At 58.4% G+C, this 18,878-nt stretch carries 24 protein-coding genes; 14 read left to right on the forward strand and 10 right to left on the reverse strand.

Translation table 11 applies throughout. The features are described from left to right. Positions 1–36: 36 nt before the first annotated feature. On the reverse strand, positions 37–381 hold the full coding sequence (locus AAE029_RS19485) for a multidrug efflux SMR transporter (protein WP_371074533.1): 345 nt from the start codon (positions 379–381) through the stop codon (positions 37–39). A 35-nt stretch (positions 382–416) separates the two neighbouring features. After that, positions 417–1,013: a TetR/AcrR family transcriptional regulator gene (locus tag AAE029_RS19490; RefSeq protein ID WP_371074534.1), complete on the reverse strand. Its 597-nt coding sequence runs from the start codon at positions 1,011–1,013 to the stop codon at positions 417–419. Positions 1,014–1,204: 191 nt separating this feature from the next. Here AAE029_RS19490 and AAE029_RS19495 point away from each other — a divergent pair, with 191 nt between their 5' ends. The 3 genes from AAE029_RS19495 (at position 1,205) to AAE029_RS19505 (ending at position 2,823) form a co-directional block, all read left to right on the forward strand. Beyond that, positions 1,205–1,606 carry a group II truncated hemoglobin gene (locus AAE029_RS19495; RefSeq protein WP_371074784.1) on the forward strand — a complete coding sequence of 134 codons (402 nt, stop codon included), beginning with the start codon at positions 1,205–1,207 and terminating at the stop codon, positions 1,604–1,606. Beyond that, entirely contained in the window at positions 1,603–1,989 is a 387-nt protein-coding gene (locus AAE029_RS19500; protein WP_371074535.1) for a DUF423 domain-containing protein, read from the forward strand. The genes AAE029_RS19495 and AAE029_RS19500 overlap by 4 nt, the downstream gene beginning before the upstream one ends. Before the next feature lie 333 nt (positions 1,990–2,322). Next, positions 2,323–2,823: a GNAT family N-acetyltransferase gene (locus tag AAE029_RS19505; RefSeq protein WP_371074536.1), complete on the forward strand. Its 501-nt coding sequence runs from the start codon at positions 2,323–2,325 to the stop codon at positions 2,821–2,823. 132 nt (positions 2,824–2,955) lie between these two features. Here the strand turns inward: AAE029_RS19505 and AAE029_RS19510 are convergent, their stop codons facing one another. From AAE029_RS19510 to AAE029_RS19530, 5 genes are all read right to left on the reverse strand, one after another. Beyond that, complete coding sequence (locus tag AAE029_RS19510) at positions 2,956–3,270, reverse strand: antibiotic biosynthesis monooxygenase (protein ID WP_371074537.1); 315 nt, start codon at positions 3,268–3,270, stop codon at positions 2,956–2,958. 9 nt (positions 3,271–3,279) lie between these two features. Continuing rightward, positions 3,280–3,540: a hypothetical protein gene (locus tag AAE029_RS19515; protein ID WP_371074538.1), complete on the reverse strand. Its 261-nt coding sequence runs from the start codon at positions 3,538–3,540 to the stop codon at positions 3,280–3,282. After that, a complete protein-coding gene (locus AAE029_RS19520; RefSeq protein WP_371074539.1) occupies positions 3,537–3,941 on the reverse strand; it encodes a DUF2325 domain-containing protein in 405 nt (134 codons plus the stop codon). The genes AAE029_RS19515 and AAE029_RS19520 overlap by 4 nt, the downstream gene beginning before the upstream one ends. Before the next feature lie 127 nt (positions 3,942–4,068). After that, complete coding sequence (locus AAE029_RS19525; RefSeq protein ID WP_371074540.1) at positions 4,069–5,298, reverse strand: TonB family protein; 1,230 nt, start codon at positions 5,296–5,298, stop codon at positions 4,069–4,071. A 121-nt stretch (positions 5,299–5,419) separates the two neighbouring features. After that, positions 5,420–5,842: a hypothetical protein gene (locus AAE029_RS19530; RefSeq protein WP_371074785.1), complete on the reverse strand. Its 423-nt coding sequence runs from the start codon at positions 5,840–5,842 to the stop codon at positions 5,420–5,422. A gap of 222 nt (positions 5,843–6,064) precedes the next feature. On the opposite strand from AAE029_RS19530, the gene hemP reads away from it, so the two are divergent. The 7 genes from hemP (at position 6,065) to AAE029_RS19565 (ending at position 11,163) form a co-directional block, all read left to right on the forward strand. After that, the gene (hemP, locus tag AAE029_RS19535) at positions 6,065–6,250 is read left to right on the forward strand and encodes a hemin uptake protein HemP (protein ID WP_371074541.1); all 186 of its coding nucleotides are present in this window, start codon (positions 6,065–6,067) and stop codon (positions 6,248–6,250) included. Positions 6,251–6,257: 7 nt separating this feature from the next. Beyond that, the gene (locus AAE029_RS19540) at positions 6,258–7,310 is read left to right on the forward strand and encodes a hemin-degrading factor (RefSeq protein WP_371074542.1); all 1,053 of its coding nucleotides are present in this window, start codon (positions 6,258–6,260) and stop codon (positions 7,308–7,310) included. Positions 7,311–7,322: 12 nt separating this feature from the next. Further along, positions 7,323–8,255, forward strand: coding sequence for a hemin ABC transporter substrate-binding protein (locus tag AAE029_RS19545; protein WP_371074543.1), 933 nt, complete (start codon positions 7,323–7,325; stop codon positions 8,253–8,255). A gap of 2 nt (positions 8,256–8,257) precedes the next feature. Further along, positions 8,258–9,379, forward strand: a complete 1,122-nt coding sequence (locus AAE029_RS19550; RefSeq protein ID WP_371074544.1) for a FecCD family ABC transporter permease — start codon at positions 8,258–8,260, stop codon at positions 9,377–9,379. Positions 9,380–9,388: 9 nt separating this feature from the next. Continuing rightward, on the forward strand, positions 9,389–10,186 hold the full coding sequence (locus AAE029_RS19555) for a heme ABC transporter ATP-binding protein (protein ID WP_371074545.1): 798 nt from the start codon (positions 9,389–9,391) through the stop codon (positions 10,184–10,186). Between the two features lie 216 nt (positions 10,187–10,402). After that, positions 10,403–10,756, forward strand: a complete 354-nt coding sequence (locus AAE029_RS19560; protein ID WP_371074546.1) for a hypothetical protein — start codon at positions 10,403–10,405, stop codon at positions 10,754–10,756. A gap of 8 nt (positions 10,757–10,764) precedes the next feature. Further along, positions 10,765–11,163, forward strand: a complete 399-nt coding sequence (locus AAE029_RS19565) for a hypothetical protein (protein WP_371074786.1) — start codon at positions 10,765–10,767, stop codon at positions 11,161–11,163. 226 nt (positions 11,164–11,389) lie between these two features. Here the strand turns inward: AAE029_RS19565 and AAE029_RS19570 are convergent, their stop codons facing one another. Beyond that, positions 11,390–11,944, reverse strand: a complete 555-nt coding sequence (locus AAE029_RS19570; RefSeq protein WP_371074547.1) for an RNA polymerase sigma factor — start codon at positions 11,942–11,944, stop codon at positions 11,390–11,392. A 9-nt stretch (positions 11,945–11,953) separates the two neighbouring features. Next, positions 11,954–12,160, reverse strand: a complete 207-nt coding sequence (locus AAE029_RS19575; RefSeq protein ID WP_371074787.1) for a NepR family anti-sigma factor — start codon at positions 12,158–12,160, stop codon at positions 11,954–11,956. 252 nt (positions 12,161–12,412) lie between these two features. Between AAE029_RS19575 and AAE029_RS19580 the strand changes: the two genes are divergently transcribed. From AAE029_RS19580 to preA, 4 genes are all read left to right on the forward strand, one after another. After that, positions 12,413–13,207, forward strand: coding sequence for a response regulator (locus tag AAE029_RS19580; protein WP_371074548.1), 795 nt, complete (start codon positions 12,413–12,415; stop codon positions 13,205–13,207). 177 nt (positions 13,208–13,384) lie between these two features. Then, on the forward strand, positions 13,385–14,380 hold the full coding sequence (locus tag AAE029_RS19585) for a sensor histidine kinase (RefSeq protein ID WP_371074788.1): 996 nt from the start codon (positions 13,385–13,387) through the stop codon (positions 14,378–14,380). 764 nt (positions 14,381–15,144) lie between these two features. Then, positions 15,145–16,506 carry an NAD(P)-dependent oxidoreductase gene (locus tag AAE029_RS19590; RefSeq protein WP_371074549.1) on the forward strand — a complete coding sequence of 454 codons (1,362 nt, stop codon included), beginning with the start codon at positions 15,145–15,147 and terminating at the stop codon, positions 16,504–16,506. A gap of 14 nt (positions 16,507–16,520) precedes the next feature. Continuing rightward, on the forward strand, positions 16,521–17,834 hold the full coding sequence (gene preA, locus AAE029_RS19595) for an NAD-dependent dihydropyrimidine dehydrogenase subunit PreA (protein ID WP_371074550.1): 1,314 nt from the start codon (positions 16,521–16,523) through the stop codon (positions 17,832–17,834). Positions 17,835–17,976: 142 nt separating this feature from the next. On the opposite strand, the gene AAE029_RS19600 is transcribed toward preA, so the two are convergent. Continuing rightward, positions 17,977–18,627 (reverse strand): TetR family transcriptional regulator C-terminal domain-containing protein, encoded by a 651-nt coding sequence (locus AAE029_RS19600; protein ID WP_371074551.1) that lies wholly within the window; start codon positions 18,625–18,627, stop codon positions 17,977–17,979. Positions 18,628–18,878 lie beyond the last annotated feature (251 nt).

The following is an 18,878-nucleotide window of genomic DNA, read 5'->3' on the forward strand; positions in this document are numbered from 1 at the left end:
GGCTCGGCGCGATAAAGGTGACGTCCCGCGCAAAAATCAGTGGGAGACGGATTTCGAGAAGATGTTGACGATCAGAACGCCGCCGATGATCAGTGCCAGGCCGACGATCGCCGGCAGATCGAGCTTCTGCTTGAAAACGACGAGGCCGACCAGCGAAATCAGCACAATTCCAAGCGCGCTCCAGATCGCATAGGCGATACCGACGGGAATGCTGCGAAGCGTGAAAGACAGGCAATAGAATGCCGCGGCGTAACAGACGACAAGCACCAGCGTCGGCAACGGACGGGTAAACTGCTGCGACATCTGCAGTGCCGTCGTACCCACGACCTCCAGGACGATCGCGAGGAAAAGCATGGCATAGACGGCGGCAGTGGAATTCATGCGGGGTGCTCCTTCCGACGAAGCAATTCAAATTTCTACCGCGACCTTTGTGCGTCTGAAGAGGCGCACGGCGCTGTAGTGATCTCAATCAGCCGATTGACAAGTGCCTGCCGCGTGCCGTCATCCATGCCGTGGCTCTCGATCATGTCTGCAAGCCACAGTCCGTCCACCGCAAGGCGGACGAGCTGAGCATCGACGGATGAATCCGTGCCGACATATTCCTCACTGCGCATGCGAACCCAGTCGTGCCAGCGTTGGCGTAAACGCGGCTCGGCAAGCAGAGCTATCGTTACCTGCGCCCAGCCGCTCGATTCGGCCGGCCGCTCTCTTAGCCTGGCAACGGCACCGAGATAGCCGCGTGTAAAACGGCCATGCGGCAAGGGATCGTTTCGCATCATCTCCTCGATATCGGCATCCAGCCCCTCGAGCAGCCTATCGAACAGCGCATCGAGAAGGGCGTTCTTGTTCGGAAAATGATGCAGCAATCCACCCTTGCTGACGCCCGAAGCGCCAGAGACGGCGTCAAGCGTCACTGCCGAAATCCCCTGCTCCGAGGCAAGACGTGCTGCGACCTGCAGCAGTTGCCGGCGGACAAGAGCGGGTTGTTTCTTGCGATGATGCGCTTCTGACATGGGACCAAAAGATACCGCCTGGACGGTTTTGTCAAATCCTTCGGGAAACTGTGTTCAGGCATACGCTGCATCGATGACAGTTTTCCGATCGGATTTGCGATTTGACGCCAAATGCCGCAGCCATCCGCATATTTATTGCGGACAGATCTTCCACAGGGCATGAAGGCAAAGGCGCATTGGGAGTTACGATCCTGACGGAAGAGACGATTACACTTTACGAGGCGATCGGCGGCGAAAAGACCGTGCGCGCACTGACACAGCGATTCTATGAACTGATGGACACGCTGCCGGAAGCAAAGCATGTCCGCGCGATCCATCCGCCGAGCCTGGCCGGGAGCGAGGAAAAGCTCTTCGAGTATTTGACCGGCTATTTCGGTGGCCCGCAGCTCTACATTCAAAAACGGGGTCATCCGAGACTGCGAAGCCGACACTTCGTGGCGACGATCGGCCCTCTCGAGCGTGACGAATGGCTGCTGTGCTTTCGCCGAGCCATGGAGGAGACCATCGAGAGCGAGAAGCTGCGGTCGATCATCTGGGATCCGGTCGAACGCCTCGCCCATCACATGCAGAACAGCGAACAGGAATCCGCATGAGCATCAATGGCACGATCCGTCCGCTCGTCCTGGTATTGTCGGGCGTCCTCGGCGCTGCCGGCGTGGCGCTTGCGGCCGCAGCTTCACATGGCGGCGATACCCATCTTCTCGGTTCAGCTTCGACCATGTGCCTGGCACACGCCCCTGCCCTTCTCGCACTCCACGCGGGCTTTGATCGTATCCGCACCGCAGCTGTTGCCGGTCTGCTGCTCGGCCTGGGGACATTGCTGTTCGGCCTCGATCTCGTGGTCAGGCATTACGGCATGGCCAGCCTGTTTCTTTTCGCGGCACCAATTGGCGGTCTCGCCATGATCGTAGGCTGGATTGCGGTTGCAATCGGCGCGTTCCTTCCGGGACCACAATTCGGGCGCCGTCCTGGCTGAGGATCCAGCGTCGCGCTGGGCGCCAGGGCTGACATGGAGCAATTCGATGATCATCTGCCGCGACTGGGACGAACATCGGAGGCAGATCGCGCATCACATGAAGCTGTCGATCGATCCCTCATCCTGTAGTGATGGTAAACACTTCCGATAAGGTCATTACTCTTCAACGCTGAACGGGCGCTAGCTACAGTAGCCGCTATTGGCGCCGCGTCCCCTGGCACTCACTCCTTAGATCATCCTTTTGGCTGGTAGTGACACTCCTTGCCTTTGGCGAGCGCTTGGGCGACCTTCTTTCGCCGGGCACTTTTCAGGACCGGCATGGGGGACAAGTTGATGGAAATCCGCGCAATAGGCTCTCTTGCTGATTTCGAAGAGGCATGCGCGCTTATCGACGCCATGAGCAAATGGGACGCCGAACAGTCTCGCAAGTTCGGAGTGCCAGATGCTGAATTGATCGAATACATCTACGGACACACACCCGAAACCCTGATGAAGAAGTTCAGCCAACGCGATGCAGGTTTCTTTTTGGCGCGCATAGACAAAAATTTTGCCGGGTGTGCTGGCTATTCGAAGTCAGATGACGGAATTGCAGAATTGCAGAAAATGTATGTTCGACCGGAAGCACGAGGCAAAGGCGTTGCCAGAGGCTTGATGACCGCGTGCTTGGACGCGATGCGCCGCGATGGATACGCGATCGTCCGTTTGGAAACAGTCACATTTATGAGCGAGGCCATAGCCCTCTACGATGCCTTCGGCTTCAAAAAGAGCGGCCATTTTCGCACGGTTCCAGCAAGCCTGAAGCCCATCACTGTCTTTATGGAAAGAGCGCTGTAATGCATGTCGCGCAAAAGTGTGCAGCGGTTTTGCGGCAACGACATGCATGAAAGAAGCTAAAGCCTGTCGCGTGAGCCTACCTTCACGCGACAGGCTTTAGGAATTCGCCGGAACGACGAACGCCGCGTTGCCTCAAATTCCCTCGACCACATTGAAGCCTTCGAAAACCGGCGGGCCTTTGTACATGGCCTTGTGCTCGCCGGCATTGCGATGCGCCATGCGAAAGTTCTCCGATTTCGTCCAGTTCTGGAAATCTTCCTCGCTGCGCCAGATCGTGTGCGAGGCAAAGAGCGTGTAGCCCTCTTCCTCGTTGGCCCTGCCGCGAAGCAGGCGGAATTCGACGAAACCCGGAACCTGCGGCAGGCTCGAATCCCGATTTTTCCAAACCGCCTCGAACGTCTCCTCGGATCCGGTCGACACCTTGAACCGGTTCATGGCTATGTACATCGGCCTACCTCAGTTCTTCTGCTTCCTTCCGGAAGCTTCGAACGTCCGCTGCCGGAATGCAATGACGTTATCGCCATTCGACCGGATCTCAGACGTTTCGCCGGGCATGCGCGCCTCGTGGATCGGAAACTCGGTCACATTGGCATGATGCGGATCGCCGGCATTCCTGGTGAGAAGCTCGTAGAGTTCCGGCACCAGGCCGTCGCCATTCTGTGCGGCCAGCTTGTGCAGGCCGATCATGAGAAACCCTTCCGGGCGCTTGCTGTTCATCTGGAATTATCTCGTTCGTTCATGGTCTGCAGCGCGCGCTCCAGACTGGATTTGCTGCCGTTGCGCAGCGGAATGAAGGCCTTGCCGAATTTCTTGCAGCCGGTCTTCACCCGCAGGCAGGCATCATGGCTGATACAGTCGATCGGGCAGAAGACGCAGTCGACGGATGGCAGAACCGTGTCGATACGCGAGACCGCCTCACGCAGGCCGCCGTCATGATGAATGAGCTCGGCGCCGAAGCTGCTGGCGATCTGTCGCAGATGCGCCACCTGGCAATCACGCCCGCCGACATAGAGAAAACTGCGGCCATCCAGCCGTGACTTGCCGGACTGCTGCCCCGAAGGCTCCACCACGATATCCCGGTCGTCGCGGTTCGATCCCCTCTTCGCCTTTCGAGCCATATATCCACCCGTTCGCCTGTCGCGTTTCAAAGGCACGCTTTCCGTGCACGAACGGGACCTTATTAAACTTGATTTTTAGAGTAAAGTATAAAGTTGAGGATAGAAGTCATATTTTCCTTCACGAATGTCACCGTTTAACTCCGATCGCCTGGGTAAAGATCGCAGGTTTGACGACGTCGGCGGGAATTGTCGGAAAAGGTGCAGCGCGGCGCACGGCATCGAGCACAAACTGATCCAAATCCGGGACGCCAGAACTGCGCACCACTGAAAGAGCCGTCAGTGCTCCGTCGGATTCGATTCGGATCTGGACAGACACAGTAACTTCCATGCGCGTGTACTCCGCCGGCGCTCCGCGCAGCGCGCGGCGAATCCGCGCTGTTACCTTGGAGCCATACTTGTCCTTTGCCGCCTTGGAATTCTGATCGGATTTTCCGGTTTCCGTCCCATCAGCGAATCCCTTCGTGGAATTCCGATTGCCTTCGCCATCGGAGCCGGCAACAACCTTCGCCTTCTTGGGTGGCGGCTTCTTCACAACCTCCTTCGGCTTTTCGATCGATTTCGTCGTCTGCGGTTTCGCGACCGGCACGGCTACATCTTGTGGTGGAGGCGGTTCCGGCAGTACTTCAACGGGCTCCTGAGGTTCGACAGGGCTTACTTCGTCGGGCACTGCGGCTGCCATCGGCTGAACCACCGAAGTCTCCGCTGGCCCGAGCGATGTCAACACTTCCGGCTCAGCGGCCGTCACGGTTTCGGGTGAGATCTCTTGCGTCTGCTGGGTAGGTTCGCTCGGCTCAGCCTCAACGGTTTCGGCGGCCTGAGGCATCACCTCCTGCACCTCCGTCGGCTGAACTTCGGTGGGCTGCACCTCGGTAGTCTGAACTATTTCCGGCTGTACCGCTTCGGGCACGATCTCCTCCGGTGGAGGGTCCTCCTCGGGTTTGCCGGCTGCAGCCTCATCCATCTCCGAAGCGCCCAGCATGATAAGGTTCACAACCTCGCCGGCCTCGTTGTCCGGCAGCTGCGGAGGTGCTCCAACTACCACCGCGATCGCGAGAACCAGGCTCATATGAAAGAATGCAGAAGCAAGACAGGCAAATGTGACCCGTTTCCCGCCGGGTTTGATACCTTCCGCGTGCCTCTCCGGCGACGCATCCATCTCTGGCGCATCGGTCTTCGTTGCAGGATCACGGTCTGATGGGTGTTCGGGAAAAGATCCGATCTGCGCGAAACGCCCATAATGGACGACGGATTCACCGGCAGGCTGTCGGGGCACCCCATCGAGATCCGACAATTGATGACCCGGATGCATTCCCGGATTGTTGTCGTTCAAACTGCCGACATTTTGCGTATCCGCCACGAAAGCGTTCTTCGATCTGGACTTCGCTGAATTCACCATGTCCTGTGCCTCGGACCACTTGCAAACTGGTCGCTTAACTCCTGCCGCTGAGAAACGCCGGATAGCTTCCGGCGTCGACCGCTTACCCTTCAAACGGAACTGAAATCTGCGAGCGGGTGACGAGACCCTTCATGCACGCGCCCTTTTCCGGTCCGTCGCAGACCGGCGTATCATTGATGAGGATGCGGGTGACGCTTTCGCACTTCACATTCGGCATATCGAACTGGCGGACGCGCTTCTTCCCGAGCGGCAGGTCGCGAAAATCGAGCACCGTGATTCGGTCGACGGCGTTCTTGTCGTTGAAGAAGGCGAGCTCGAACGAGATCTTGTTGACCGGCGCGGCCAGATTGTTCTGGGCCACGAAGGTCATCATGCATCCCTTCTGTGAGGGCGTCAGTGCGTTGAGATCGACGTTGAGAGTGGCTGCCGGAGGCGCCTCAGGCGCTGCCGGAGCCGTCGCCGCGGCATCCTGAGCCAGTACGCTTTCCGAAGAGACGGCAAACATGGCTGCGCTCAGGAACACAACGATCTCTTTCGACAGCATCAGCACTCTCCAATATCCACCACGCGGCGTGAGCGAGGCGCCCCTCGCCAAGCTACAAAAACAAACTTGACTGTAATTGTCTTCTATTGCGTCTTTAAAAAACTATGAGTAAGAAAGTCAAGATAATTATCTCTGAACCGGGACCAACGGTCCTTTGAATTTGCGCGGAAAAAGCAAGCCGAAATGGTGGCTGAAAAGCTCGATACATACAGACAACCGCAGGCGCGGGCGACGCAGCTCGCGGCCGAAACCAGGGTGCTGGAAAGCGCCGATATTTTTTGCGGACAAAGCGAAATCATTATTCGCCATGAGGGGGTCCTCTACCGGATGAAGATCACCCGGCAAGGCAAGCTCATTCTTAACAAGTAGGTTTGACATGACAGAAGAAACAAGACCGACACCGGCAGCTATCCGCAGCTTCCGCGCAGAAAACCCGCAAATGCGCGAACGCGACATAGCCGGTCGTCTCGGCATTTCGGAAGCAGCCCTGGCCGCGGCCGAGGTAGGCTTGACGGCGATCCGCATCGATGGCGATGCCAATCGCTTTCTGGAGAGAGTAGCCGAGCTCGGCGAGGTCATGGCCCTCTCACGCAACGAAAGTGCCGTTCACGAGAAGATCGGCATCTACGAAAATATCAAAGCCGGCGCGTCGGCCGCAATTGTGCTTGGCGAGAATATCGATCTTCGTATTTTCCCAAGCCGCTGGGCGCATGGTTTCGCCGTGACCAAGAGGGATCGTGATCGGGAGCGGCTCAGTCTGCAGTTCTTCGACAAAGCGGGCAACGCGGTCCACAAGGTGCATCTGCGGCCGGATTCCAATGTCGAGGCCTATCATGTGATCGTCGCCGATCTCCGTCTGGACGATCAGTCGCAGGAATTCGTCGAGATTGCCTCCACCAACGACCTCGACGAGGATGGAGACGTCAGCCGCGACGAGCTTCGCGATCACTGGAGCAGGATGACCGACACGCACGAATTCTTCGGCATGCTGAAGAAGCTCAGGATCGGCCGACAGGCAGCGATCCGCACCGTTGGCGAGGACTTCGCCTGGCAATTGGAGAACACCGCCGTTGCCGATATGATGCATGCCGCCGCGAAGGAAGGTCTGCCGATCATGTGCTTCGTGGCAAATAACGGCATCGTGCAGATCCACTCCGGACCGATCTTCAACGTCCAGGCCATGGGTCCCTGGATCAACATCATGGATCCGACGTTCCATCTGCACCTGCGCCAGGATCACATTGCCGAAGCCTGGGCGGTGCGCAAGCCGACCAAGGACGGGCACGTCACTTCGCTGGAGGCCTATAACGCCAGCGGCGAGATGATCATCCAGTTCTTCGGCAAGAGACATGAAGGTTCCGGTGAGCGCGGCGACTGGCGCACCATCGTCGAGGGTCTCCCGAAGGCCCGCGCAAGTGTGGCGGCATAGCGAGGAAGCACCATGAAGATGCCAAGGAATCTCCGACGCATAGGGCTTTGGGAAATTGTCCTCACCGCCACCGTCCTGGTGATGCCGCTTATCCCCGGCATCATATCGAACGGCGGATATGGGCCGGTCAGGGCCGCCCACGCCGCCGATTCCCGAGAGATCGATACGTCACGGCTTGTCTCCATCGGCGGCGACGTAACGGAAATCGTCTATGCGCTTGGTGAGGAAGGCAGGCTGATTGCCCGCGACTCGACAAGTCTTTATCCGGAGGGCGCATCCAAGCTGCCCGATATCGGCTATATGCGCGCGCTTTCGCCGGAAGGCATCCTCGCCGTCAATCCGACTGCCATCATAGCCGTCGAAGGGTCCGGTCCGCCGGAAGCGCTGAATGTGCTGCGCAGTGCGAGCGTCCCATTTGAGACCGTACCCAGCACCTTCGATCGTAACGGCATCCTGACGAAGATCGACAGGATCGGCTCCCTGCTCGGCGTCGACGACAAGGCGAAGGCGTTGGAGGAGAAGGTCGCGGCCGACCTCGATGCGGCGATCGCCGACTCGGCAAAGCGGCCGGAAACGGAGCGCAGGCGCGTTCTCTTCATCCTCAGCACGCAGGGCGGCAAGATCATGGCTTCGGGCTCTGGCACGGCGGCCGACGGGATCATCAGGCTTGCCGGTGCCACTAATGCCGTCGGCGACTTCCCGGGCTATAAACCGCTCAGCGACGAAGCCATCATAGAGGCGAAACCGGACGTCATCCTGATGATGACCAGGGGAGGCGAGCATGCATCGAGTGACAACGAGCTGCTGAGGCAGCCGGCAATTGCGCTGACGCCCGCGGCGCAGCGGAAGGCGATCATCCGCATGGATGGGCTCCATCTTTTGGGCTTCGGCCCGAGAACGGCAAGTGCGGTGCGGGAGCTGAACGCTGCCATTTACGGAGGCTGAACATGTCACTACATGTAGCCATCCCAAAACTGCGGCCAACACGATCGGCAGCGCGTTTTCGCGAGCGCTACCGCACGGGCGATCGTTCACAACTGGCATTGATCGTCATTGCGTTCCTTGCGGCAGGTGCGCTGTTTTCGCTGACGTTCTCAATGACGAGCGGCGCGTCGGATGCCTCGGTCGTCGACGTCATCCGGGGCCCCCTCGGCAGGAATGGAAGCGAGTCCGTCCTCAGTGCGCGGGACCGCATCATCATCCTCGATATCCGCCTGCCCCGCGCGATCCTTGGCTTTCTGATCGGCGCAGCGCTTGCCGTTTCCGGCGCGGTCATGCAGGGACTGTTCCGTAATCCGCTCGCCGATCCGGGTTTGATCGGCGTCACCGCCGGTTCGAGCCTCGGTGCGGTCGCCATGATCGTGCTCGGCTCGACGGTCGCTGCCCCGGCCTACCGGATGTTCGGTATTTTCACCCTTCCCGTCGCCGCTTTCGTCGGTGCCCTCGTCGTCACCATTCTCCTTTACAGGGTTGCAACACGGCACGGACAGACGTCCGTTGCGACCATGCTGCTTGCGGGCATAGCGGTCAGTTCGCTGGCGATCGCCATCACCGGCATCCTCATCTACATGGCTGACGACAAGCAGCTGCGCGATCTGACCTTCTGGAGCATGGGATCGCTCGCCGGCGCCACCTGGATCAAGATAGCGGCCGCCGCGCCGATTATCCTCATTTCCTTCCTGAGCCTTCCTCTGATGGCGCGGGGACTGAACGCAATTACGCTTGGCGAAGCGGCGGCGTTCCACATGGGCATTCCCGTGCAGCGCCTCAAGAATACCGCCATCGTCGCGGTCGCAGCTGCGACGGGAGCTTCGGTCGCCGTCAGCGGCGGCATCGGTTTCGTCGGCATTATCGTACCGCATGTCCTGCGCCTCCTGATCGGTCCGGATAACCGTTTCCTGCTGCCGGCTTCCGCCCTTCTCGGCGGCTCGCTGCTGATCTTTGCCGACGTCTTCGCCAGGACCGTCGTCGCCCCTGCTGAACTGCCTATCGGCATCGTCACGGCCGGCGTGGGCGGACCGTTCTTTCTCTGGATTCTGCTGCGCAACCGTTCGCGCCTCAGCCTTTGAGTTTGTTCCATGATCGAAGTTTCCGGCCTTTCCGTCCGCCTGTCCGGCACATCCGTCGTGCGTGATGTTTCCTTCACCGCTCGGCCGGGCGAATTGACCGCCATCGCCGGCCCCAACGGCTCCGGCAAAACGACGACGATGAAGGCGATCTCCGGTGAACTCGGCTACGAGGGCTCCGTCCGGATCAATTCCGCCGAAGTCACCACGATGGAACCCTGGCGGCTCGCCACGATGCGCGGCGTGCTTCCGCAGGCAAGCGCGATCTCCTTTCCCTTCACTGTGCGCGAGATCGTGCGCATGGGACTTGCTTCCGGCAGGAACAGTCGACCGGAACAGGCCGACCGGATCGCTGCCGAAGCGCTCACCGCCGTCGATCTGGCGGGCTTCGAAGGCCGCCTCTATCAGGAACTTTCAGGCGGCGAGCAGCAGCGTGTCCAGCTCGCTCGCGTGCTCTGCCAGATATCGGAGCCGGTAGTTGACGGCCTCCCTTGCTGGTTGCTTCTCGATGAGCCGGTTTCCAGTCTCGACATCAGCCATCAGCTGACGATCATGACGCTCGCACGAAGCTTTTGCGAGCGCGGCGGCGGCGTCATCGCCGTCATGCACGATCTCAATCTGACGGCTCTTTTTGCCGACCAAATGGTGCTGCTGAAGTCCGGCCAGCTGTCAGCAACCGGACCAATTCGCGATGTGCTGACCGATAAAAGATTGCTCTCCGTCTTCGGCTGCCGTTTGCGGGTCAATAAGATCCCCTCCGATGGCACCCCATTCGTCCTTGCCCATAGCGCACTGAAAGACGCAGGCTAGCGGGGCATGCCGAAAAGTAAGCGCGGTTTTCGGGCGTCATGCGTGAATCTCTTTTGACGCGATGGGCTTTGGGCGCAACTGCCGGGTTATCTGGAACCTTTGATGCACTCCGACGTTCATTCGTCAACGGCATGGATCAATGCCGACCGGCTTTCCGTGTGCGATCGTCCGGGCTAACCGCAACGGCCATCACGCGCCCGAAAAAGGGAGACAATCATGCCATCTTCCATCCTCCACTCTATCCGCGGCAAGCGCAACGGCACCAGCACGCTGCATGACATCGAAGCGGGGATCGAGGATCAGATCGCGCAACTGCGTGACGAGATCGCATCGCTCGCGAGCCTCGTCAGAAAGAACGCAGCCAGCCAGCGGCATAAGCTTCGTGATCAGGCCGAAACCGGCTTCGACGAACTGATCAGCAGGGGTGAGGATATGCTGCGTGACCTTCAGGATGGATCCATTCGTGGTGCCCGCGAAATGCGCGAAACGGTGCGTCGCCATCCGGCCGCAACCGTCGCAGCCGCCGCTGTCGTCGGCCTGACGCTTGCCTTTCTCGCCCGTCGCCGCTGAGAAAGATGATGCTGCACCCGCTCCTTAGCCTGCTGCTGACAAACAGCCTGCATAGAACCGTTGTGCGCACGCGGCGCAACGGTATTTTTCTGGCAATCGTAGTACTGCTGCTGCTGACCGCCTATGTCTTCGCGATGGTCGCGGCCGCCGTCTGGCTCACGCCGCTTTATGGCGCTGCCGGAGCGGCGCTCTTCATCGCCGCCGCCGCCTTCCTCCTGGGACTGATTGTTCTGGTCATCATGGCGATCGTCGATGCCCAGGAAGCTCGAAAAGCCCGTGAACGCCGGCTCGCCCTGGAAACTGCTGCGACAGCCGGATTGGGAATGGTTCGCTCACAGCCGATGCTGACTGCGGCAGTGGTCATGGCACTTCTTGCCTCGAGCTTCGTTGGATCGAAGAAGGAGTGATGACGCCACGCAAAGGACGCCGTCATTCCTTGATTGCAAAGCATCCGGGATTTATCGACTTAGCGTAAAGAGCCGGCGCTCCACATGGTGGATCGCCGGCTCTTTCATGCTCCTCCTACGGATTAGAGCAATTCCAGGAAAAGTGCGGAACGCGGTTTTCCGTTCGGAATTGCGTAAAAACAAAGGGTAGAGCGGTTCTGCAATTCCACGATAAAGCAGAACCGCTCTAGAATGCGAATGCCTTTGAGGTCAGGGGCGCGGATGTCGCGTCCGGACCGAAGTCCGCTTCTCCGCTGATCTGCAGCAATTCCTGCAGCCGCTGACGGGCGCGATTTACACGGCTCTTGATGGTGCCGACCGCGCAGCCGCAGATTTCGGCCGCCTCCTCATAGGAAAAACCCGACGCACCGACCAGAATGATCGCCTCGCGCTGATCCGCTGGCAGCTTGTCGAGTGCCTTGCGGAAATCTTCCAGATCCAGCGCACCGTACTGGGCGGGATGTGTTGCCATCGATTCAGTGAACAGGCCGTCGCTGTCCTGCACCTCGCGGCCGCTCTTGCGCATCTGACTGTACAATTCATTTCTGAGAATGGTGAACAGCCAGGCCTTCATGTTGGTGCCCATCTCGAAATGGTCCTGCTTGGCCCAGGCCTTCATGATCGTATCCTGAACGAGATCGTCGGCACGATCATGACGCCCGATAAGCGAGATGGCGAACGCACGAAGGCTGGGCAAAGCCGCCAACAGCTCGCGCTTGAAGCTTGTCTTCGCCTCTTCCATGGGCACGTCCTAATCAGCCACTTTGGCTGACGCCAGGCGCTCGGCCTGATCCAGCTTTTCAAGCAGATCCAGGAAGCGGTCCGGAATCGCCTCGTCCTGCGCTGCGGCATAAAGCGAACGCAGCCGCATACCGATCTGATTGTTCGGATCTAGTATATCACCAGCTCTAAGATCAGGCCGCCGATTGTTTGTTTCTTCGTTTTTTTGCGTCGTCATTAACTCGCCACTTCTCATGTGTTTCATTCGTTGGCCATTTCCGCTTGTTTCGTGGGCCTGATCGGGCCTACGGATGATGCCACAAGAGCCGAACCCTCATTTCGGCAACCGAGCGTATAAATCCGCCCCCTGTGTCGGCAACCATAATGCCCGGAAATAAAAAAAGTTCCGTCACTTTGGAACTTTTTTGGGATGATAACGTTCATTCTTATTATCGCGCCTCTGAGGGGCCCCGCTGATGGGAGTTATTTAATGACACTTTCGACTCGAATCGCGCCGCATCTTCCGTATCTGCGTCGCTATTCTCGCGCTCTTACCGGAACACAGACATCTGGCGATGCTTATGTTGCGGCAGTACTGGAAGCGATCATAGCCGATATCTCGATTTTTCCGGATACCGCGAACGATCGCGTCGCACTTTATAAACTTTTCACGAGCCTCTTCGGTTCCACTGCGATCCAGATCCCGGAACCGACTTCCCCCTATGCTTGGGAACAACGCGCCTCGCTCAATCTCGCCAAGGTGTCACCGGTTGCGCGTCAGGCCTTCATCCTCGCCTCGGTCGAGAGTTTCCATATCCCGGAGATCGCCGAGATCCTGGATGTCGAAGAGCAAGATGTCATGCGGCTGCTCGACCAGGCGTCGCAGGAAATCTCGCGTCAGGTCGCAACCGATATCATGATCATCGAAGATGAGCCTCTGATCGCCATGGATATCGAACAGATGGTCGAAAGCCTTGGCCATAAGGTTACGGGTATAGCCCGGACCCACAGCGAAGCTGTCACCCTCTACAACGCGACCAAACCCAATATGGTTCTCGCCGACATCCAGCTTGCAGACGGCAGTTCAGGAATCGATGCTGTCAACGACATCCTGAAAAATTCCAGTATACCGGTTATTTTTATAACAGCATTCCCGGAAAGATTACTGACGGGCGAGCGGCCGGAACCGACCTTCCTGGTGACCAAACCTTTCAATCCCGACATGGTGAAGGCCTTGATCAGTCAGGCTTTGTTCTTCAACGAGTCGACAAAGGTGGCTGCCTGAACGACTTGCAACCCGTTGCAAATATGCGGAGTGGGAAGCGTTCCGGTAACACTGGGACGCTTAAAAATTTTGCAACGCATGGTTATATGGGTATAAGTAACGTCAGGTTCTTCAGGCGAATGCCAGCGACGTCGCGAGAAACCGAGGAAAGGCGGCTGAGTGAACAAGACTGAACCATTGTCCGGCGCGTCTTTCTCGCGGGAAAGCAAGGCCGCAATGATGGAACGGGCGCTAAGTAGCGCCGGCATTTCAGTTATTTATCAGGATTCCGCCCTGGCGATCCGATATGCCGAAAATCTCCCCGAACACCTGAAGCCCGCCTTCTTCCCCGGCGCGAACGATGTCGATCTGTTTGGAGAGAAAGACGGCGAGCGTCTTTTGCCGCTGAAGTTGCAAGTCCTGAAGGACGGCAAATCTGCCAATGCTGAAATAGAGAGTGTCGATCCGGACGAAACACGAACCTTCGAACTCAAGATCGAACGGGTCGGTAGCAGCCCATCCTATGGCATACTGACCGTCATCTCGGAAGTGACGGAGATCCGTCATCGCGAAAAGATCCTGAAGTCGCTCCTGCGAGAGCTTTCGCACCGATCGAAGAACCTCCTTGCGATCATTCAGGGCATCGCCACACAGACGGCGAGGCAAACGCTTTCCGTGGATAATTTCCTGGTCAAGTTTCGCGGCCGTCTTCAGTCCCTCTCCAATTCGCAAGACCTCATCACGGATTCGAGCTGGCGTGGTGCCTATCTTTTCGAATTGGCGGAGAAACAGTTCGCTCCCTACTGGCCCGACGCGGGCACGGCGATGCCGATATTTGGGGTCAATGCGCATCTGACGCCAAATGCGGCGGTTCACCTCGGCCTTGCGCTACATGAGCTCATCGTTAACTCGGCATCCCATGGGGCGATTTCCGGAGGCTCGACTGCTATCAAGCTGAATTGCGCCGAGACGACGCTCGAGGGACGTAACGCCATTGAGGTCAAGTGGAATGAAAAAGTGTCACGCGCGGATGCAGGCCTCGAACTGGAAGGCAACACTTTCGGCCGAATGATCCTAGAACGCATCGCACCGACCTCCATGAACGCGCAAGCCGCATTTCTGGTGGCGCCGGATCATATCGAATACCGGATCACGATCCCCGAGACGGAATATGAAATCCTGAAACGCTCGTAGAGTTTCTAGGAGAATTCGAACACGCGGATGAGGAACCGCATCTAAAAGGGTACAGCGGCTGTCGCGGTACTCGAATTTTTGTTCGCAACTATCGGATTCGGCGAGAGTTCTGCCCCTCACCCTAGCCCTCTCCCCGCGCGCGGGGAGAGGGGACAATCGAGCAGACGGCGGCTACAAACCATCGCCCGTGAGGGATGACGGAGGGTGCGACTCCCCCTTCGCCCCGCCTGCGCGGAGAAGGTGGCCCAAAGGGTCGGATGAGGGGCTGTCGCGGCGCTCGATTTTGATCCGCAACTATCGGATTCGTTGAGAGTTTTGCCCCCCTCTCCCCGCAAGGGGAACGAGAGGACAATGAGAGGCAGAACCTGCGCGTGCGCAGATCGAAATTCCGATACGACGCTCTCCTTCAACAGATATCCCCGCACACGAAAACAGCCAGTGCGAGGGCGGCGCACTAGCTGTCTTCACTCACCGGGAGGGGACCGTGAGTATGTCCGGAGGATGGGTTGGGGCGCGCATGTTGGGTCGATGCGATTATCCTCCGGATACCCACCTAACGAGCGGCCGAAGCAATAGTTCCAGGGATTATAAATTTTTTTAATTTTTTTTCGCCCCACGGCGCTTCGAAAATAAGAACGGTCAGGACCTCTGCGCAGTTCCGTCGGGCAGATAGGCGTATCCGGTGAAGTTTTACCATTTGATAAAATTTTTATACTGAGCTACCGTCTAAAATATCAGCCGTTTACTATAATGAGGGAACTTCAATGGAACGACTGGAAAGTGGGATTCATGCCGGCAGGCTTGCTTCCGCCGAGTATGAAGCGAACTTTTCCGATCTCCATCCACGCTTCGACAATCACGAGGCGCTGGTTGCCGCAGATCGTTGCTATTTCTGTTATGACGCGCCGTGCATGACGGCCTGTCCCACCTCCATCGACATCCCGCTTTTCATCCGCCAGATATCGACAGGCAATGCGCTTGGCTCGGCGAAAACTATCTTTGACCAGAACATTCTGGGTGGCATGTGCGCCCGCGTCTGTCCCACCGAACAGCTCTGCGAGCAGGCTTGCGTGCGCAACACCGCCGAAGAAAAGCCGGTCGAAATCGGTCGGCTGCAACGATACGCGACAGACGCAGCCATGGAGCAGAACAAGCAGTTCTACGCGCGCGCCGCACCCACGGGCAAGACAATCGCGGTCGTCGGCGCCGGACCGGCGGGTCTCGCCTGCGCCCACCGTCTTGCGATGAAGGGCCATTCGGTGGTGATTTTCGACAGCAGACCGAAGGCCGGCGGCCTCAACGAATATGGTATCGCCACCTATAAGACGGTCGACGACTTCGCCCAGAAGGAAGTCGATTACGTGCTTTCGATCGGCGGCATCGACATGCGCCACGACCAGCGGCTCGGTGACGACTTTTCGCTCGCGGATCTGACCTTGCAATATGACGCCGTCTTCCTCGCCATCGGGCTCGCGGGCGTCAATGCGCTACGTGTGGACGGCGAAAGTCTCGAAGGTGTCGATGACGCGGTCGCCTTCATTGCAGCGCTCCGCCAGGCAAAAGACAAGGCCGAGGTAGCAATCGGCAGACGCGTCGTCGTTCTCGGCGGCGGCATGACGGCGATCGATGCCGCGGTGCAGGCCAAGCTGCTTGGCGCCGAGGAAGTGACGATCTGCTACCGCCGCGGCAAGGAACATATGAACGCATCGGAGTTCGAGCAGGATTTGGCCACATCCAAAGGCGTCATCATTCGCCATTGGCTGGCGCCGAAGTCGATCATCGCCCGCAACGGCAAGGTCGCCGGCATTGAAGTCGAGTATACCAAGCTCACCGAAGGCCGATTGGCCACGACCGGTGAGACCGGCGCGATCGCTGCCGACCAGATCTTCAAGGCGATCGGTCAGACCTTCGATGCATCGGGTCTCGGAGCCCTGCGCATGCAGGGCGGCCGAATTGTCGTGGATGGCGAAGGGCGCACGTCGCTCGACGGTGTCTGGGCCGGTGGCGATTGTGTCCTTGGCGGTCAGGACCTGACGGTCTCCGCCGTCGCCCACGGCCGCGATGCGGCCGAATCGATCCACCGCGTGCTCACCGTGGCAGTCAAACCGGCCAGCGCCGTCGCCTGAGGGAGAGATGAACCATGGCTGATCTCACCAACAATTTCGTCGGCATTAAATCCCCTAACCCGTTCTGGCTGGCCTCGGCGCCGCCAACGGACAAGGCTTACAACGTCGAGCGCGCCTTCAAGGCTGGCTGGGGGGGCGTCGTCTGGAAGACGCTCGGCGAAGAGGGGCCGCCGGTTGTCAACGTCAACGGCCCGCGCTACGGCGCGATCTGGGGCGCCGACCGGCGGCTGCTCGGCTTCAACAATATCGAGCTCATCACCGACCGCGACCTCTACACCAATCTTCGGGAAATGAAGCAGGTGAAGATGAACTGGCCGGATCGGGCGCTGATCGCCTCGATCATGGTGCCCTGTGTCGAGGACGCCTGGAAGGCCATCCTGCCGCTCGTGGAGGAAACCGGCGCCGACGGCATCGAGCTCAACTTCGGCTGTCCGCACGGCATGTCCGAGCGCGGCATGGGCTCTGCGGTCGGCCAGGTGCCGGAATATATCGAGATGGTCGTACGCTGGTGCAAGCAGTATACGCGTATGCCCGTCATCACCAAGTTGACGCCGAACGTCACCGACATCCGCAAGCCGGCACGTGCCGCCAAGGCGGGCGGCACGGATGCTGTCTCGCTGATCAATACGATCAATTCGATCGTCTCCGTCGATCTCGACAGCTTTGCCCCGAACCCGACAGTCGGCGGAAAAGGCACGCATGGCGGCTATTGCGGCCCGGCGGTGAAGCCAATCGCGCTCAACATGGTGGCGGAGATCGCCCGCGATCACGAAACCCAGGGCCTGCCGATTTCAGGCATCGGCGGCATCACCACCTGGCGCGACGCGGCCGAATTCCTCGTTCTCGGGGCCGGCAACGTGCAGGTCTGCACTGCCGCCATGACGTATGGCTTCAAGATCGTGCAGGAAATGATCTCCGGCCTCTCCAACTGGATGGACGCGAAAGGTCACCGCACGCTCGATGACATCATCGGCCGTGCCGTTCCAAACGTCACCGACTGGCAATATCTGAACCTCAACTATATCGCCAAAGCGAAGATCGATCAGGATGCCTGCATCAAGTGCGGGCGCTGTCATATCGTCTGCGAAGACACCTCGCATCAGGCGATCACCAGCTTCGTCAACGGCGTGCGCCATTTCGAAGTGATCGAAGAGGAATGCGTCGGCTGCAATCTCTGCGTCAGTGTCTGTCCCGTCGAGAACTGCATCACCATGGAACCGCTCGCAGCCGGCACGCTCGACAAGCGCACCGGCAAGGTCGTCGATCCGAACTATGCCAACTGGACCACGCATCCCAATAATCCCATGGCGCGGCAAGCGGCTGAATAGATAAGCAGGATCAGGAACGAAGCACCCCCGAAAATCGGGCGCCGATTTTCGGGGAAATCATTTTTGAGAAGAAAATATTTTCTTGATTACAAAGATTTATAGATAATTCATAACGTAATTTCTTAATTGTATGCGCACAAACTCAGGTCGCTCCGCGTTTCGGTATGAGGCCATGAAGGAAAAGCTGCTCGAGATAGCGCGCCGCGTCCTCGAAGCGCCCTTCCCCGGAATGCTCCTGCCCCAGTACGGCGCGAACCTGGACATCGAAGTCCGCATAATGCTGCGTCGTCGACCAAATCGAGAAGATCAGGTGATAGGGATCGCATTCGACGATCTTGCCGGCCTTGGCCCAGGCACGGATGACTTCCGCCTTTTCGTCGACCAGGCTTTTCAGCGGCCCTTTGAGTTCGTCTTCGACATGTGGCGCACCCTGCAGCATCTCATTGGCGAACAGGCGGCTTTCACGCGGATATTCACGCGCCATTTCCAGCTTGCGACGGATATAGCTGCGAATCTCGTTTTCCGGATTGCCTTCTGCATCCAGAGCTTTGAGTGGCTCCAACCAGGTAAAGAGCACGCGGTCGATCAGCGCCCGGTGCATCGCCTCCTTGGTCCGGAAATAATAGAGGAGATTGGGCTTCGACATGCCGGCGACTTCGGCGATCTGATCGATGGTCGAGCCGCGAAAGCCATGGACGGAAAACACGTCCAGCGCGGCCTCCAGAATCTGCTCTTCCTTTTCTTCCTGAATGCGCGTCCGGCGCTGGGTCTTCGCCGCTCTCGGAATCGCCATGTCGTTTCTGTTTCCCCTTCAGATTCAACCCTTTCGCTCACGACGATCACAGGGCATTCTTGCCATTAATTTAGGCAAACGCCTGTAATTTTGTCTGCATTTTTGGTGATTTTCGTCTTGAGCGTCGCAATGGAAGTTGTAATGTTTACCAGTCGGTCAAATTATCAGCCAGATGCCAAATAAAGGCAACTGTCGTTTCCCGGGCGCAACACAAAAACAAAAGCGCCTGGAATGGCCACGGGAACAAGCAG

Source organism: Sinorhizobium sp. CB7 (assembly GCF_041357635.1).
In the GTDB taxonomy this organism is placed as follows: domain Bacteria; phylum Pseudomonadota; class Alphaproteobacteria; order Rhizobiales; family Rhizobiaceae; genus Rhizobium.